At 40.6% G+C, this 16,838-nt stretch carries 14 protein-coding genes; 5 read left to right on the forward strand and 9 right to left on the reverse strand.

The features are described from left to right. Nucleotides 1-31: 31 nt before the first annotated feature. Nucleotides 32-439: a DNA polymerase III subunit chi gene (locus ACH63V_RS09150; protein WP_006581179.1), complete on the reverse strand. Its 408-nt coding sequence runs from the start codon at nucleotides 437-439 to the stop codon at nucleotides 32-34. After that, entirely contained in the window at nucleotides 432-1,880 is a 1,449-nt protein-coding gene (locus ACH63V_RS09155) for a leucyl aminopeptidase (protein WP_396463316.1), read from the reverse strand. The genes ACH63V_RS09150 and ACH63V_RS09155 overlap by 8 nt, the downstream gene beginning before the upstream one ends. Before the next feature lie 143 nt (nucleotides 1,881-2,023). On the opposite strand from ACH63V_RS09155, the gene lptF reads away from it, so the two are divergent. The 4 genes from lptF (at nucleotide 2,024) to ACH63V_RS09175 (ending at nucleotide 7,067) form a co-directional block, all read left to right on the forward strand. Next, nucleotides 2,024-3,124: an LPS export ABC transporter permease LptF gene (lptF, locus tag ACH63V_RS09160; RefSeq protein ID WP_396463317.1), complete on the forward strand. Its 1,101-nt coding sequence runs from the start codon at nucleotides 2,024-2,026 to the stop codon at nucleotides 3,122-3,124. Continuing rightward, on the forward strand, nucleotides 3,124-4,194 hold the full coding sequence (lptG, locus tag ACH63V_RS09165; protein WP_039249061.1) for an LPS export ABC transporter permease LptG: 1,071 nt from the start codon (nucleotides 3,124-3,126) through the stop codon (nucleotides 4,192-4,194). Before lptF ends, lptG begins: the two co-directional genes overlap by 1 nt. Before the next feature lie 125 nt (nucleotides 4,195-4,319). Then, nucleotides 4,320-5,867 (forward strand): 2,3-bisphosphoglycerate-independent phosphoglycerate mutase, encoded by a 1,548-nt coding sequence (gene gpmI, locus ACH63V_RS09170; protein WP_002048914.1) that lies wholly within the window; start codon nucleotides 4,320-4,322, stop codon nucleotides 5,865-5,867. Nucleotides 5,868-5,882: 15 nt separating this feature from the next. Continuing rightward, on the forward strand, nucleotides 5,883-7,067 hold the full coding sequence (locus ACH63V_RS09175; RefSeq protein WP_396463318.1) for a S41 family peptidase: 1,185 nt from the start codon (nucleotides 5,883-5,885) through the stop codon (nucleotides 7,065-7,067). A gap of 3 nt (nucleotides 7,068-7,070) precedes the next feature. On the opposite strand, the gene ACH63V_RS09180 is transcribed toward ACH63V_RS09175, so the two are convergent. The 3 genes from ACH63V_RS09180 to ACH63V_RS09190 are packed head-to-tail and all read right to left on the reverse strand — an operon-like array spanning nucleotide 7,071 to nucleotide 10,731. Further along, nucleotides 7,071-8,492 (reverse strand): sigma-54-dependent transcriptional regulator, encoded by a 1,422-nt coding sequence (locus tag ACH63V_RS09180; protein ID WP_396463319.1) that lies wholly within the window; start codon nucleotides 8,490-8,492, stop codon nucleotides 7,071-7,073. 24 nt (nucleotides 8,493-8,516) lie between these two features. Next, nucleotides 8,517-10,085: a sensor histidine kinase gene (locus ACH63V_RS09185; protein WP_396463320.1), complete on the reverse strand. Its 1,569-nt coding sequence runs from the start codon at nucleotides 10,083-10,085 to the stop codon at nucleotides 8,517-8,519. Between the two features lie 10 nt (nucleotides 10,086-10,095). After that, on the reverse strand, nucleotides 10,096-10,731 hold the full coding sequence (locus ACH63V_RS09190; RefSeq protein WP_000633799.1) for a response regulator: 636 nt from the start codon (nucleotides 10,729-10,731) through the stop codon (nucleotides 10,096-10,098). Between the two features lie 211 nt (nucleotides 10,732-10,942). On the opposite strand from ACH63V_RS09190, the gene pbpG reads away from it, so the two are divergent. Then, nucleotides 10,943-11,989, forward strand: a complete 1,047-nt coding sequence (pbpG, locus tag ACH63V_RS09195) for a D-alanyl-D-alanine endopeptidase PBP7/8 (RefSeq protein ID WP_311070215.1) — start codon at nucleotides 10,943-10,945, stop codon at nucleotides 11,987-11,989. Between the two features lie 107 nt (nucleotides 11,990-12,096). Here the strand turns inward: pbpG and thrC are convergent, their stop codons facing one another. The 4 genes from thrC to xerD form a co-directional block, all read right to left on the reverse strand. Then, the gene (gene thrC / locus ACH63V_RS09200) at nucleotides 12,097-13,236 is read right to left on the reverse strand and encodes a threonine synthase (RefSeq protein ID WP_019457006.1); all 1,140 of its coding nucleotides are present in this window, start codon (nucleotides 13,234-13,236) and stop codon (nucleotides 12,097-12,099) included. A gap of 54 nt (nucleotides 13,237-13,290) precedes the next feature. Beyond that, nucleotides 13,291-14,592 (reverse strand): homoserine dehydrogenase, encoded by a 1,302-nt coding sequence (locus ACH63V_RS09205; protein ID WP_263612743.1) that lies wholly within the window; start codon nucleotides 14,590-14,592, stop codon nucleotides 13,291-13,293. Nucleotides 14,593-14,836: 244 nt separating this feature from the next. Then, nucleotides 14,837-15,652 carry a DsbC family protein gene (locus ACH63V_RS09210; RefSeq protein ID WP_311070214.1) on the reverse strand — a complete coding sequence of 272 codons (816 nt, stop codon included), beginning with the start codon at nucleotides 15,650-15,652 and terminating at the stop codon, nucleotides 14,837-14,839. Nucleotides 15,653-15,798: 146 nt separating this feature from the next. Then, nucleotides 15,799-16,719: a site-specific tyrosine recombinase XerD gene (gene xerD, locus ACH63V_RS09215; protein ID WP_396463321.1), complete on the reverse strand. Its 921-nt coding sequence runs from the start codon at nucleotides 16,717-16,719 to the stop codon at nucleotides 15,799-15,801. Between the last annotated feature and the right edge of the window lie 119 nt (nucleotides 16,720-16,838).

Raw genomic sequence — 16,838 nt, forward strand, 5'->3', positions numbered from 1 at the left:
CTTTGTTCAACAGTATCTACATTTTAGCGCGTTATAATTTAAAGGTTCGAGGTTCTATACCCAAACGACGATACATTTTAAATTTTTCTCGGCCAATTTGCTTGGCTGCTTCATTATTTTCAACAATTTCTATAATGTGGCTAAAATGATTCACTTGTTCAAGTGCATGATTGTTAAAATTAAATACCAACCAGCCTTGTTCAGAAGGTTGTTTAGCCGAAATACATACTGCTGCGTCTGCCTGATCAATCCCATGTGCAATGAAACTGGTCGGATCAAAGCTCCACAATTTTTCATCAAGTGTTTGTTGTAACTGTACATCTGGGCAATACCACCAGATGTTTGAATGCTTCAGCAAAATCTTTCGACATAAACGGCAAGCACTATCGACTTGCCGTTCTTCACTGGTTTCAAACAGATAAAAGCTAACTTTAGCCATTCGTATTTACACGGTTAGCCAAGAATTGCATAAGTAGTGGTACTGGACGGCCAGTCGCACCTTTTGCTGTACCTGATAACCAAGCTGTTCCTGCGACATCTAGGTGAGCCCAACGATAGTCACGAGTAAAACGCTCAAGGAAGCAGGCTGCTGTAATTGCACCACCGTGTGGTCCACCAATGTTAGCGATATCTGCAAAAGGTGAGTCCAATAGTTCTTGATAATCATCAATCACTGGCATGCGCCATACACGGTCAAATGATTGTTCACCCGCCTGTTGAAGCTCAGCTGCTAAGGCATCATCAGGAGAGAATAAACCGCTTAGCACTTTACCTAATGCCACTACACAAGCACCGGTTAAAGTTGCGATATCAACCACGACTGCTGGGTTGAAACGTTTGATATACGTTAACGTATCGCAAAGAACCAAACGGCCTTCTGCGTCAGTATTTAAAATTTCAACCGTTTGACCACTCATGGTCGTTACGATATCGCCTGGACGGGTCGCTTTACCCGAAGGCATATTTTCTGCTGCTGCAATCGCGCCCACCACATGGATTGGTAGGCGTGCTTCACATAATGCGCGGATTGTACCGAGTACAGAGGCTGCTCCACACATATCGAATTTCATTTCATCCATGCCAAGGCCTGGTTTTAAAGAAATACCGCCTGTATCAAAAGTAACGCCTTTACCGACAAGTACGACAGGAGCTTGTTCAAGCTGTGCTTGGTATTCAAGAGTGACAATACGACCTGGACGCTCAGATCCTTTGCTGACTGCAAGGAAAGCATACATACCTAAGTCAGCCATTTGCTGCTCATTCAATACAGTCACTTTGAGTAAATCAGGGAATTCTGCTGCTAAAGCTAAAGCCTGTTCAGCCAGATATTCAGGGAAACAGATATTACCTGGACGGTTTCCTAAGTCACGCGCAAAAGACTGACCAGATTGTACTGCATGCACTAACGCAAGTTGATTTTCATCAAGACTGGTTTGTGGACTAATTAAATCAACTTGTTGTAACAGAAATTCATTTTTTTTCGATTTAAACTCATCATAACCATAAGCTGCTTGAGTTAAGCTTAAGGCGAATAAATAATGGTATTCGACAGGTAATGCAGCAATATCAATTGCGATATGCTTAAATTTATTTTGTGTCGATTTGATAATGGTTTGTGCCAATTTAGCTAACTTAACTGCTTGAAGTTCAGCTGCTTTTCCTAAACCAAGTAGTTGGCTATGAGGTTGAGTGCTAAGCTGACCAAATAATGGCAGTGTCTCATTGAAGTTAGCTTTATATTGAGTCGCTGTAAGAATACTTTCTAGGTTATTGATTTGATATGTATTGAGGCTGCTTTGTAGCTGTTCTGAATCAACTAAAACCCACAAAGATTCATTAGATGTTTGTTCAGGAAAAGTTGTATAAGTTGTAAATTTCATGGCTGCCGTGATTGCCTATAGAAAGTTATGTTGGATTAAAACATTGAAACACTTTCAAGCATAGCGTTGCAATGTGCGGTTTTATATTTTTAACATTCGGGTAAACTAGCGTTCGTCCCGTTTAGCCTTTTGGAAGTATTAATTTGATTATTCGGCGTTATCTCGTCAAGCAAGTTGTTTCTACCTCATTGGTGGTCATTGCATTATTGACCCTAATTATGATGGGTGGTCGTCTGATCAAATACTTTGGTGTGGCGGCACAGGGGCGTTTAGATGCAAGTATTTTATTTAGCATCGTTGGATACCGCTTACCTGAATTTTTAACTCTCATTTTACCACTAGGTCTTTTTATTGGTTTAATGTTGGTGTTCGGTCGTTTATATGTTGACCATGAAATGGCTGTCTTGAATGGTAGTGGGGTAAGCCGTCATCAGTTAGCACGCTTACTTATTCCAATGACACTGGTTTACATGGTGTTTCAGTCTGTACTTATGCTATGGATGACGCCGTGGGGACTACGTGAATTTGAAAAATTAACAACGACCCAAGCTGTACGGACAGGCTTTGACTTGGTTCGACCAAGAGAGTTTATTTCTTCGGGGCCTTATACGATTTATGCAGGCTCATTGTCGGAAGACCGTAAAAACCTCAAGGATATTTTCTTTTATCAACGCGCGACCAAAGAAGGCAAGCCAGATGTCATGATTTTGGCAAAAGAGGCAACACGTGTTGAGATGGCTAATGATACCGCCAATGTTGTCGATCTGGTTCAAGGTCGCCGTTATGAAATATATCCGGGACAACCTAAATATACGCAAGCAGAGTTCCAGTCTTACCGCTTAAGGCTTGAGAATGATAAAGACGTTAAGTTTGAAAGTAGTGAAGTAGAAGCACTTCCAACTTCTAAGCTATTGGCTAAAACTAATGATCCAGTCATTAGAAGCGAATTGGGATGGCGTTTATTTGGTCCGTTTACCATTATTGTTGCCCTAATGATGTCGGTTGCATTGTCTGAGGTGAGTCCTCGACAAGGTCGTTATTATCGTCTTATTCCATCTATTTTTATTTTCGCGAGCCTGATTGTGCTTATGATTGCGATTAAGACTCGTATTAGTAAAGGTGAGTTGGATATTTGGGCTTATCCAGCGGCTTTATTGGTTTATGCAATTGCAGCTGCCTTATTTTCACGTAAACAGAAATTAGGGCCGAAAATCAAGAAACAGATCAAGCGAGTGAAATTATAATGTTAGCACGTCGAATAGTCGCCAAATATGTGACGAAAACCACTGCGCTTGCAATGTTTGGTACCACCATTGTCTTATCTGTTTTGCAAGTCTTGTTTACCTATTTGGGTGAGTTGGGTGAGTTAAAGCCTGACTATAATGCATGGCAAGCTTTTATCTATGTATTATGGGGCGCTCCTCGTTATCTATACGAAATTTTGCCTATCTCGGCCTTAATTGGTGCTGTGATTGGATTGGGCGCTTTAGCATCCAACAGTGAACTCATCGTGATGCGCTCAGTTGGGATTAGTTTATGGCGTATTGTGGGCTGGGTAATGCGTTCAGCTTTGCTACTCATTGTTTTATCTTTTGCGTTAAGCGAGTGGGTTGTTCCCTATACCAATGAGAAAGCACAAAGTATCAAAAGCCATCGTTCAGTAGCGGCTTTAGGCGAAGTGAAAGGTTATTGGTCACGAGAAGGGCAACGCTTTATTTATATTGATTATGCAAACTCGCAAGGAAATTTAAGAGATATTCAGGTGGTCGACTTTGACAAAGAATATCACTTGCAGTCAGTAATTAATGCAGAGCAAGGAAAGTTTATCAAAGATGGTCAATGGTCTTTGCAAAAAGCCAGCCAGACCGACATTCTTACAGATGGTAATTCAATACAAAATAACCATGATCAGCAGTCTTTAGGGTTGGCTTTACAACCTAAATATGTACACATGGTGACTTTAGACCCTGAAGACTTATCTCCAAGTCAGCTCATTAGTTTTATGCGCTATATGGAGGAATATAGCCAAGTTCCTAAAACTTACCAATTGGCTTTCTGGCAAAAAGTTGCCTCTCCATTTTCATTGATTACGCTTGTATTAGTGGCGTGTTCTTTTATTTTTGGTCCACTACGTCAACAGTCAATGGGTTTCCGTTTGGTGATTGCACTCTTTATTGGTTTAGGCTTCTATTACTTGCAAGATTTCTTGGGTTACGCAAGTTTGGTATATGCACCTTCTCCAGCTTGGTTTGTACTTGTACCTATTATTTTAATGTTTGGTGCCGGAAGTTACTTACTTTACCGTGCCCGCTAATTCGAAAGAATATGAATGGCTTTCTCAATGATCTGCATTGGTGAAAGCCATAGGAAAAAATAGAGTCTTCACCGAAAATTCGGTAAGATATTGCGATGAAATTGTAGACAAAAGAGAAATTGATTATGACGGATGCAACTGCTGGCAAGATCCCTCACGTTCTGGTAATTATGGACGGTGTTGGACACCGTGAAGCGATTGAAGATAATGCTTTTCTTGCAGCAAAAACCCCGAATTTAACTGCAATGAAAGCAAAGCATCCAAATAGTCTGATTTCTGGTTCTGGCGAAGATGTAGGTCTACCTGATGGACAAATGGGTAACTCCGAAGTTGGCCATATGAACCTTGGCGCTGGCCGTGTGTTGTACCAAGATTTTACCCGTATTACTAAAGACATTCGTACTGGCGACTTTTTCAAACATGAAGTGTTGATTGACGCTGTTGAAAAAGCAAAAGCGGCAGGCGGTGCAGTTCATATTATGGGCTTACTTTCTGAAGGTGGTGTTCATTCACACGAAGACCATATTGTGGCAATGTGTGAGCTTGCATTAAAACGTGGTGCAAAAGTTTACCTTCATGCATTCCTTGATGGTCGTGATACTCCTCCACGTAGTGCTCAACCTTCATTAGAAAAATTAGACGCTTTGTTTGCTCAATATGAAGGCAAAGGACGTATTGCAACCATGATTGGTCGCTATTTTGCAATGGATCGCGATAATCGTTGGGACCGCGTTGAACAGGCTTACCGTTTATTGACTGAAGGTGAAGCTGTTCGTACCGCAAATACTGCAGTTGAAGGTTTAGAGCTTGCCTATGCAGCTAATGAAAATGATGAGTTTGTAAAAGCAACTCGTATTGGTGATGTGGCCAAAGTTCAAGACGGCGATAGCGTTGTTTTCATGAACTTCCGTGCTGACCGTGCTCGTGAAATTACTCGTGCATTTGTCGAAAAAGACTTCGCTGGTTTTGAGCGTAAAGTTGTACCGAACCTTTCTAAATTTGTCATGTTGACGCGTTATCAGGCAAGTATTGATGCACCTGTGGCATATATGCCTGAAGAGTTGAAAAACTCACTTGGTGAATATTTATCTTCTCTTGGTAAAACGCAATTACGTATTGCTGAAACAGAAAAATATGCTCATGTGACATTCTTCTTTAGTGGTGGTCGTGAAGATGAATACCCAGGTGAGAAGCGTATTCTAATTCCATCACCAAACGTTGCAACATATGACTTGAAGCCTGAAATGAGTGCTTATGAAGTAACTGATGAACTCGTTAAGGCAATTAACTCAGGTGAGTACGATTTACTTGTTGTGAACTTTGCCAATGGTGATATGGTAGGTCATACAGGCGTATTTGATGCTGCGGTTAAAGCCGTTGAAGCAGTTGATACATGTTTAGGTCGTGTATACGAAGCTGTGATGGCGAAAAAAGGCCACATGCTTATTACTGCTGACCATGGTAATGTCGAGCAAATGCAGGACTATGAAAGTGGTCAGGTTCATACTCAACATACAACAGAGCTTGTACCGTTTATTTATGTTGGTCCAACACAAGCGACTATTGCAGAAGGTGGTGTACTTGCAGATGTTGCACCGACCATCCTTAATCTAATGCAGATTCCTGTACCTGCGGAAATGCAAGGTCGTAATCTGATTACATTATCTGCATAAGCGATAGGTGACTAAATGCTGCAACACAATATATATAAAGCTTTTTTTGGTAGTGTATTGATGTGTTGCAGCCACCTCGCTCTTGCTGCTCCTGTTGTAAAAGAAAAATTATCGCCTCAGCATGCTGATTCACAAGAATCTGAAGAAAGTTATGCAGAAGTCCCTATTGAATCGATTCAGCAGTTTGTACAAATTTACGGAATTGTTCGCGATAACTATGTCGATGAAAAGTCGGACGACGCTTTATTTTTACAAGCAATTAAAGGCCTTGTTAGTGGTCTAGACCGTTACTCCCGTTATTTGTCAGCTGAAGAATATCGTCAACTCATTCAATATACCGAAGGCGACCTTGCTTCGGTTGATTTCGCGTTAAGTCCAGAAGCACATATTCATAAATGGATGATTCGTGACCTGAAGGCGGGTTCAGACTCATATAAATTAGGCTTAAGAAATGGCCAAACTATTTTAAAGATCGACAACCAAGAGCTTAAGAATCTGACGCAAGATCAAGTATTTGGTTTGCTTTATGGATCGATAGGGTCAACACTTCAAGTACAGACAGAAGAGGCAAATACCCCAATCAGTTTGGTTCGTAATAAAAAGATTGAAACCGATATTGAACCTGTCATGTTACATAATCAGGTATTGGTTTTAAAAATTAGAGTGTTCCAGCAAGATACTGCCAATGAGATTAAACGTTTAATTGAAGAAAATAGTTCTTCGCGTTTAAAAGCCGTATTAATTGATTTACGAAATAACCCAGGTGGGCTGTTATCTGCTGCTGTTGAGTCAGCCGATTTATTTTTAAATCATGGCATTATTGTTTCTACAAAAAGTCGTTCGGAAGGCAATCAGCAATTTCAGGCTTTACCGGGGAATGATTTTCAAAATATAAAAGTCGGTATTTTAATTAATCACCGATCTGCATCGGCTGCAGAAGTTTTTACTGCTGCAATGAAAGAGCATCAACGTGCTTGGGTCATTGGTGAGAAAAGTTATGGAAAGGGCGTTGTACAAAAGCTTTTCCCTTTACCAAGTGGGGCAGCCTTACAAATGACGGTCTCACATTACTACACACCAAACGGCAATATGATTGAAGGGCAAGGTATTCAGCCTAACCAGACTTATCCCTTACCTCCAGAAATGAAAGAAGAAGTGTATTTAGATCGTGTTGCCGATCTACTTCTAAAAAGGAAGTAAGCTTTATACTTCCTGTTCAGTTTCAGTATCTAATCCAAATTTCTTCAAGCGATAGCGTAAAGAACGGAAAGTCATTCCTAGTTTTTTAGCTGCTAAGGTTCGATTCCAATGGGTCATATTGAGTGCATTGAGCAAGATATCTTTTTCAATACTTTCTAAATAACGCTCCAAGCCCTCAGTAGGCAATTTCTTTACAGTCTGTGGAGTAGCCACTGGACTTTGTAAGCTTTGAGATGCCGATGTTATTGGATGAGGAATATTTGCTCTTAAAGGTGCAGGATGCAAATGTGGTATATCAATGTTGGCATCGTCGCTTAAGGTAATTGCTCGCTCAATCATATTCCTTAATTCGCGAACATTGCCCGGAAAGTGCTGCTGTAACAAGTAAGTTTCAGCTGCTTCGGTTAATTGCTTAGGTGGGGTTTCCCACTCCATACAAATTTTCTGAATAAAGTGATTTGCAAGTAACAAGACATCTTCACCACGTTCACGTAGAGGCGGTAACATCAGGTCCATAACGTGGATACGGAAGAATAAATCCTGACGGAATTTGCCTTGTCTAACCAATAAATCTAAGTCTTGATGACTCGCACTAATTACCCGAAAATCAACATCAATTTCCTGATCGGAACCGACAGGACGGATCTTTTTTTCTTGTACCGCACGGAGTAGTTTAACCTGCATACTTAATGGTAATTCGGCAATTTCATCTAAAAATAAACTACCGCCATGAGCCGATAAAATTAGGCCTTGTTTGTCTTGCGTGGCTCCAGTAAAGCTACCTTTTTTATGCCCAAACAGCTCACTTTCCATGAGTTCGGTTGGAATAGCACCGCAGTTAATCGCAATAAAAGGACCTTCACTACGGTTACTCAGCCGATGAACTAGGTTAGCAACTACTTCTTTACCTGTTCCAGACTCACCCGTAACAAATACCGGTGCTTGAGAGCGAGCAATTTTTTTAATTGCGACGCGTAATTGTTGAATAGGCAGAGAACGACCGATTAATAATTTGTTTTCTAAAGCACTCTCGGCAAAATCATGCTCTGCTTTTTGCCGATTCAAGGCTTTCTGTAATAACTGATCTAGATGTACTTGGTTGATGGGTTTGCTTACAAAATCAAAAGCACCTGCTTTTAATGCTGCAATTGCAATATCCATATTGCCGTAGGCAGTTAAAACCGCAATAGGTGTGTTGGTGTAATTTTGAGAGACATGTTTGACTAGATCTAACCCACTTCCATCGGGTAGGTTTAAATCGGTTAAACATGCATCGTAATGAAACTGTGTGAAGAGTTGTTTGGCCTGTTCAACCCGATAAGCAAGATGTGTTTTAATCCCCATTCGTGCAAGTGTCATTTGCATTAAAAGGCACAAATCTTCTTCATCGTCTACAAGCAAAACGAGTGGTTGCTGTTCTGCCATTTCCCCAAAAACCTAATAAAAAAATCAATATATTATTGGGCATTCTATTCTGAAGCATGCCCCTTGTTTTTGCTCTACATAGGTGAGCTTTGCATGGTTTGCCTCACAAAAACTATGAGACAAGTATAATCCTAAACCAGTTCCATTAATTTCGGTACTAAAAAATGGTTTAAATAGTTGAGATATATCACGTTTTGAAACGCCTTCACCGTAATCGATCACATCAATATAAATTTTATTTGTTTGTGAATGAATGTTGATCATGACATTCGGTGAGTCGGGTGCATTGTGCCGTAGAGCATTTCGCACCAGATTGATCATGACTTGTCTTAATTGTTTTTCGTCAAATAAAAATTTTAAAGAACGATCAGAAATTTTGAGCTGAATAGAATGCTTAACGTCAGATAAATCTTCATCGAGTAATGTATTTATAAAGTGGTTTAAGTCAATCTGAATGGGGTGTGTTCTTTCACTACGAGCAAGTCCTAAGGTGTCTTGAACAATACTATCAATGCGTTTGGTTTGCTTGCCAATCATATGGCGTAAAGTATTTTGTTGTTCTGGTTCGCTATCTTTAAGTAGTTCATTTGCTTGAACAATTGCAGCAAGGGGATTGCGAATTTCATGTGCAATACTTGCTGAGAGTTGACCTAAAGCCGCAAGTTTGAGCTGCTGTGCTTGCTGATTAATTTGCTGGGCATCTTGTAAAATAAGCAGTGTTAGCGCTTGTTGTGGGACTAAAAGATGTTGCACTTTAATATTAATAGAATAGGCGGATAACCGAGACTCAAAAATAAATCGGTCACCTTCTTGTAAGTCACCAAACTTCAATATTTCAAATAAATCGGCATGCCATTTAGCCAAAGAATATTTTTCATTGGCAAATTGGGGAGGAATGCCAAGCAGTGAGCAAGCGGCTGGGTTGCTGACAACGATGTCGTAGTTTTCATCTAAAACTAAATAGCCTTCTTCAATTTGTTCTAAAATATAACGGTTAATATTTTGTAATTGATAAAGTTCTATTGATTGGTGAAAGGTGAGTGCTTCAAGTAATTTAAAACGCTGCACGGCAATTTGCCCAATACCATGCACCACAAAAAATAAGAAGGCCAGTAGGGCGCTATTACCGATCGTGTTTAGATTATTGTAGTCGAACAAACTACCCACGAAGCGTTGGTAAATAACTGCAATGATCGCAAGTAAGGTAATGATTAAAGACATTCTTGCGCTGAGCAAAATTGCCGAGGTAAAGATTGCAATTACATAAAGTAGACTAAGCTGTAAATTTGGTTCACCAACAGAAAAAGTCAGCAAACTCAAACAAATAACATCGACAATAAAAAATAAAGCAAGCTGGCGTGTTGCCTGAGTCGCAACCAATTTAAAGCATAACAACTGGACAAGGCTTAAGAGCGAATAGCCGAGTAGTGTGTAGAAATATAAAGCAGGGTGCTGCAAGCTATTGTCGGTTTGCGCATTGGTTGAAACCAAAATAATAGTCAGGCTAACCGCAATAATAAGACGGTATAAACCATACCAAGTGCCCAAACGAAAAATCGTATGGGACAGGGATGAATTTAAAGGAGAGTGCATGTAAGTCTGCTTATGGTTTGATCAGACCGTAACGAATCGCAAGATGTGTGAGTTTTACATCACTATCAATTCCTAACTTTTCAAAAATACGATAACGGTAAGTATTTACAGTTTTCACACTCACAAAAAGTTTATCGGCAATTTCTTGTGCGCTAATACAGTTGACGACCATCATCGCAACTTGCATTTCTCGCTCCGATAATGAATCAAAAGGGGATTGTTGAGTGTCGGATAAATAAGAGCTTGCTAGCTGCTCGGCAATATCAGCGCTAAAATATTTACCGCCCTGCATGACTTTATTAATTGCACGTACCATCTCGGCAATTGGCGCACCCTTGGTGATATAGCCTTTTGCACCGGCTTTTAGCAATAAAGATGGGTAGGGTTCTTCAGCAAGGCCACTTACAGCAATGACTTTGGTCTCTGGGGCTGTTTGTAATAAACGACGAGTTGTTTCTACACCACCGATGCCCGGCATGTTGACATCAAGTAGTACGACTTGCGGATGTTGCTGGCGAACGATAGCAATTGCTTCTTCCCCAGATTCGGCTTGTCCAATTACCTCAACATCTGCATGATCTTCTAACATACGGCAAATACCCGTACGTACCAGTTCATGGTCATCGACAACTAAAACTGTAATCAAGAAGACCTCCTTTCTTTCAAAAAACAAGTTTTTTGTTACATAAAGCAAAATAAGCTTGCAATGGAATGACAAAATTAGCAATCCTATTCTTCTATAGTGAGCGAATAGTTGTGCACAATTGTGTCGGTAAAGCTTTATACCTTATATCCCAAATGTAAGGCATAATGATAGTAAGCGCAAATGTGTGTCACCCTGAGTCGAGTATTGTGCCGTGAAAAATTCTAAAAAGTCTTTAATGCATGTGCTAAGCATGTCTATTTTGCTTAGTTTGAGTTCAACAAGCTTTGCAGAACTCGTCAATAACCCGTCCTCAGGGAGTACTGGTACTGCAAGTTTAAATTGGTCAGCAGCGGATGCTAGTCAACTTTTAAATGATGAAGATGATGAGCCAACGCCGCAAGGTTCAACTTCCGTAACTACAACTTTGCGTGGCGGTAATGCGCCAAAAGTTATTAGCTCTACACCTAGAGTTGCTCCAATCCGTGATACTGGGGGTTATAACGCCCAGCCGAGTGTCAGCGCACGTGCTGCACTTGTGATGGATGCACAAACAGGTGAGGTTCTTTATAGTAAAAATACCAACGCATCGGTACCGATTGCGTCTATTACCAAATTAATGACAGCAGTTGTAACGGCAGATGCGCGTTTAAACATGTCAGAAGAAATTACACTTGAGCAAATCGATTTTGCTGGTGCAAATGGTAAAAACTCAAGCTCAACCTTACGTGTTGGCGACAAGATGAACCGTGCAGAAGTTCTTCTGTTTGCTTTAATGAAGTCTGAAAACCCGGCAGCAGCAGCTTTAGCGCGTACTTATCCGGGCGGTCGTCCTGCATTCGTAGCAGCGATGAATGCGAAAGCACGTTCTTTGGGTATGAGTGCAACTCATTATTATGAATCAACTGGTTTAGACCCACGCAATGTCTCTTCTGCGCGTGACTTGGGGATTTTGGCGAGTACAGCATCTCAGTATGGTTTGATCCGTCAATTCTCGACAACACCGACTTATGATTTTAACTTGGGTTATCGCGTGTTGAAATCTAACAACACCAATGCCTTAGTCCGTAATGGTGGTTGGAATATCAACTTATCTAAGACTGGTTATATTAATGAAGCAGGCCGCTGTGTTGTGATGCACACGACTGTAAACTCACGTCCAGCAGTGATTGTATTGCTTGGTGAGCCAAGTACACAGGCACGTAATAACGATGCAACTAACTTATTAGGTTGGTTGAGTAATTTGCCAAAACGTATTTAAGTTCAATATCTTAAAAACGCTTCTACTAAGAAGCGTTTTTTATGGCATTTAAAAAAGCATAAAAAAACGGCTGTATTAAACAGCCGTTTTTTATAAAAACTCAGATCTTACATATTAGATAAAATCGAATCTTTAACTTGGTCCATTGTTGCATCAATTGACAACATCACTGCATCAGCACATTGTTTAATTGCAGTATCAGGATCTTTCAAGCCATTACCAGTTACTGTACATACGATGACAGAACCTTCAGCAATCTTACCGGCTTTAATGTCACGGATCGCGCCGCCTATAGAAGCAGCAGACGCTGGCTCAACAAATACACCTTCATACATAGAAAGTAAGCGTTGAGCTTCTAAAATTTCGCTGTCTTGAAGTTCATCAAACCAGCCTTTAGAGTCACGTACTACAGCTTTTGCATGGTTCCAGCTTTGTGGGTTACCAATACGGATTGCAGTTGCAACTGTTTCAGGGCTTTCAACTGGAGCACCACGTAAGAATGGAGCTGCGCCAGAAGCTTGGTAACCTACCATTGTTGGTAAGCCTTCTGGTTTAGGACCAGTGAATTGATCGGTCGCAGCATCGTAAACAACTTGTTCGAACTGATCAGCAGGTTGGTTTGCTACAGCTTCTGTATAACCCATCCAGTGAGCGGTGATGTTACCTGCGTTACCTACTGGCAAGCAGTGATAATCAGGTGCGCGGCCCAAAGCTTCAACGATTTCATAAGCAATGGTTTTTTGACCTTGCAAACGGTAAGGGTTGATTGAGTTTACAATCGTTACAGGTGCTTGATCAGCCACTTCTTTTACTAGACGCATACCATCATCGAAGTTACCACGGATTTGCATAGTGATCGCACCATACATCATGGCTTGAGCCATCTTACCCATCGCAATTTTGCCTTCTGGAATCAAAACAAATGCTTTGATACCAGCGCGAGCAGCGTATGCAGCAGCAGCAGCAGACGTGTTACCAGTAGATGCACAGATAATCGCTTTAGAGCCTTCTTCAACCGCTTTGGTTACAGCCATGGTCATACCACGGTCTTTAAATGAACCAGTCGGGTTTAAGCCCTCATATTTCACATAAATTTCAACATCTTTGCCAATAATACGTGGAATATTCTCAAGTTTAATGAGTGGGGTGTTGCCCTCACCCAAAGAGATAGCACGAGTAGTTGCCGAAACTGGCAAACGGTCACGATAACGATCTACAAGACCAGTATAACGATTGGCATTAGACATGATGGTGTTCCAATTAGAGGTGAAGCGGGAGAGGGAATCTTTCCCTCAACCTGATTAACTATCGAGCGATTCTAAACGAATTCTTACGATTTCGCCACGAATAGCAGGTAATGCTTGGATTTGCGCAAGAGCATCATCCATTTTTGATTCAACGATTGGATCGGTCAAAATTACGATTGGAATGAGGTCTTTTAAGCGTGATTGTTGCATGATGGCATCAATACTGATTCCAGCACGGCTTAAGATGGTCGTTACATCTGCAAGTACACCAGTCTGATCTTCAGCATTTAAGCGGATGTAATAACCTGTGGTCATTTCTTCACGGCTTAAAATTGGCATATTCGTTAATGCTTCAAAAGCAAGTTGAGGAATTGTACCTGCGCCATCTTCTGTATAAGAGATGTCACGAACAATATCAATCACATCGGCAACAACCGCAGAAGCTGTTGGGCCTGCACCAGCACCAGCGCCGTAGTACAGCGTTGGACCAACTGCATTTGCCTGAACTAAAACAGCATTTTTAACACCGTTTACGTTAGCAATAAGTTGCTCATCTGGAATAAGTGTTGGATGAACACGTAATTCAATGCCATGTTCAGCACGACGGGCAATACCTAAATGTTTAATGCGGAAACCAAGCTCTTCGGCATACTTCACATCTTGTGCAGTGATTTTGCTGATACCTTCGGTATAAACCTTATCGAATTGAAGAGGAATACCAAAAGCACAAGACGCTAAAATTGTAAGCTTGTGTGCAGCATCAATACCTTCAACGTCAAAAGTTGGGTCTGCTTCTGCATAACCGAGTTCTTGAGCTTCTTTTAATACATCATCAAATGCACGACCTTTCTCACGCATTTCAGTGAGAATAAAGTTACCTGTACCATTGATAATGCCTGCAAGCCACTCGATATGGTTTGCAGCAAGGCCTTCACGGATCACTTTAATAATTGGAATACCGCCAGCTACTGCTGCTTCATAAGCAATTTGCACAGCATTGTCTTCAGCTGCTTTAAATAGTTCATTGCCATGTTCAGCGAGTAAGGCTTTGTTTGCAGTAACAACTTGCTTACCGTGTTTGATCGCTTCCATGATGACTTCGTAAGCAGGGTGAATACCACCCATCACTTCTACAACCACATCAACGTCTGGTTGACGAACGATATCAAGTAAGTCTGCGCTTTGTTTAATCCCTTCTAATTCAAGATCTGGACGAGGGCGGCGTGTTCCAACGTGGGTAATTTGAATTTCTCGACCGGTGCGACGTTTAATTTCAGCGGCATTTTCTTGTAGTAGTTTAAGGGCTCCTCCACCTACGGTTCCTAAACCGAGTATTGCCAGGCGAACTGGTTTCACGTCACACTCCATATCATCATTTAATCATTTAGTTGAAGCTAGATCATAGCTAAAAAAAACGCCAGACTCTAGCGCTTTTCGTGCCTGTTCAATCAATTAGAGTGCGATGTTCGGAAAAGCAGAGTAGATCAGTCTTTAAACACTGATAGAAAAAGTATTAATTATTGGAAAAACAAAGCGCTGCAATAAGAGCAGCGCTTTGTTGAAGAGATAGCTAATTAATCCTTCATCAGCTTGATGGATGTTATTTATCCAGTTTTTTAACCAATTCATCTGGTGTTAAGTAGCCACCCAAGTACTCGCCATCAACATTATAGATTGCAGGAGTACCATTTACGCCCATGTTTAAACCAAGTTGATATTGTTCGCGAACAGGGTTTTTACATTGCGCAGGTGGAATACTAACGCCTTGTACAGCTTGGTTAAATGCAGCTTTACGGTCTGCACTACACCAAACGGCTTCCATGGTTGGCATGAATTGCTCACCACGTGGCCAAGCAATGTAACGAACCTCAATACCCTTTTCATTAATTTCAGGTATGTGCTCATGTAGTTTATGGCAATAAGGACAGCTTGCATCGGTAAATACATAAATTACATGTTTAGCCTTACCACCCTTGGCTGGGTAAACAATCAAATCTTCATTTTTTAAAGCAGCAAGGTGCTTTTTATTTTCTGAAGCTTGCAGGTTATCGCCAATATTATGTAGCTCTTTACCGCCTAAACGGATGACATCACCTTGAATAAGGTATTTACCATCACTAGTTGTATAAATCGACGTCATGCCTTCGAGATTTACCCAATATAAATTAGGAACTTCAGTAGGCTTAATGTCTAAAATTTTGGCGTTGATATTTGCATTCTTAAATTGTTTTTGCAAAGTTTCAATTAAACGCTGTTTAGCATTACGTTCAATAATAGTTGAAGCTTCCCCAGTAGCAGGTGCGGTCGCTGTGAGCGCATCTTCTTTTTGTGGTTTGTTTTCTTTAGAACAAGCACTGAACAACAAGCTAGAAGCCAAAGCACAGGCAAGAAAAATTTGAGATCGGGTAAAGGACATAGATAACCCTTATTTCATCAGTATTTATAGTCAGAAGCTGCTAAGCATAACAAAAAATCTAGTATGTATTGTTAAAACTTTCTTAACCTTTGTGAACGAAATCAAACGATTGTTCGCTGAATTTCAAATAATTCGTTTAAAAAATTTTAACCTCTAGGGTGATGTTTTTCATGTAATTGTTGCATTCTGACTTGTGCTACATGGGTATAGATTTGGGTAGTAGATAAGTCACTATGACCCAGTAACATTTGTACTACGCGTAAATCGGCGCCATGATTAAGTAGATGTGTTGCAAAGGCATGACGTAAGGTATGAGGCGACAGCTCAGCCTGAATATTGGCTTGTAAGGCATAACGTTTAATCGCATACCAAAAGTTCTGACGACTCATAATTCCGCCATGTTGGGTTAAAAAGAGATAGTCAGTAGAGCTTTTATAGAGTTGAGGCCGAGCATCCTGCAAGTAGCGCTCTACCCAGTCACAGGCATATTGTCCTAAAGGCACCAAACGTTCTTTATTGCCTTTACCGGTAATACGTAAATAACCTTGTTTTAAATTGATCAGCTCCAAACGTAGGTTGATTAGCTCAGAAACGCGTAAACCACATGCATAAAGTACTTCAAACATCGCTCGGTCACGTAACCCCAAAGCTGTTGTAATGTCAGGTGCTTGAATAAGTGCTTCGACGTCTTCTTCTGATAAATCTTTGGGTAAAGCTCGGCCAATTTTGGGTGAGTGATGTGTCGCTACTGGGTTATCACTTCGTAATTTTTGTTCACGTAAAAATTTGTAAAACTGGCGTAGGGCAGATAAGCAGCGTGCGATTGAGCGTGGACTTTTTCCTATTTTGGTAAGTTCAATTAAGACATCAGAAATGTCATCACTCGACCATTTCGGCAAGCTATTTTTTTTATGAAGTTCAGCACATTGAATCAGGTCAGATAAATAAGCATTACGAGTATGTGGACTTACTGTTTGAGCAACCAAATAGTCACGAAAACCTTGTAAAAAGCTCAAATGTCCAGGAATTTGAACAGGGCTTGGAATACGCGGTTTTTTATTTATCATAAACAATATCCTCTAAACCACTGTACTTTAAAAGAAACTTTAAGATTTGTCGATTAAAGTAGGTGAGAATTGAAATCTAACCTTATTTGGTAATTATTCTCATTTATATGTATACTAGA

The organism is Acinetobacter sp. ABJ-A23_2 (assembly GCF_044538765.1).
Lineage (GTDB): Bacteria > Pseudomonadota > Gammaproteobacteria > Pseudomonadales > Moraxellaceae > Acinetobacter > Acinetobacter nosocomialis_A.

Excerpts from the sequence above, each read along its gene's own strand:
- ACH63V_RS09180 (WP_396463319.1), bottom strand. The coding sequence starts at position 8,492 with ATGGCAGAACAGCAACCACTCGTTTTGCTTGTAGACGATGAAGAAGAT.
- lptG (WP_039249061.1), top strand. The coding sequence starts at position 3,124 with ATGTTAGCACGTCGAATAGTCGCCAAATATGTGACGAAAACCACTGCG.
- xerD (WP_396463321.1), bottom strand. The coding sequence starts at position 16,719 with ATGATAAATAAAAAACCGCGTATTCCAAGCCCTGTTCAAATTCCTGGA.
- ACH63V_RS09150 (WP_006581179.1), bottom strand. The coding sequence starts at position 439 with ATGGCTAAAGTTAGCTTTTATCTGTTTGAAACCAGTGAAGAACGGCAA.
- ACH63V_RS09155 (WP_396463316.1), bottom strand. The coding sequence starts at position 1,880 with ATGAAATTTACAACTTATACAACTTTTCCTGAACAAACATCTAATGAA.
- ACH63V_RS09210 (WP_311070214.1), bottom strand. The coding sequence starts at position 15,652 with ATGTCCTTTACCCGATCTCAAATTTTTCTTGCCTGTGCTTTGGCTTCT.
- thrC (WP_019457006.1), bottom strand. The coding sequence starts at position 13,236 with ATGTCTAATGCCAATCGTTATACTGGTCTTGTAGATCGTTATCGTGAC.
- ACH63V_RS09175 (WP_396463318.1), top strand. The coding sequence starts at position 5,883 with ATGCTGCAACACAATATATATAAAGCTTTTTTTGGTAGTGTATTGATG.
- ACH63V_RS09185 (WP_396463320.1), bottom strand. The coding sequence starts at position 10,085 with ATGCACTCTCCTTTAAATTCATCCCTGTCCCATACGATTTTTCGTTTG.
- gpmI (WP_002048914.1), top strand. The coding sequence starts at position 4,320 with ATGACGGATGCAACTGCTGGCAAGATCCCTCACGTTCTGGTAATTATG.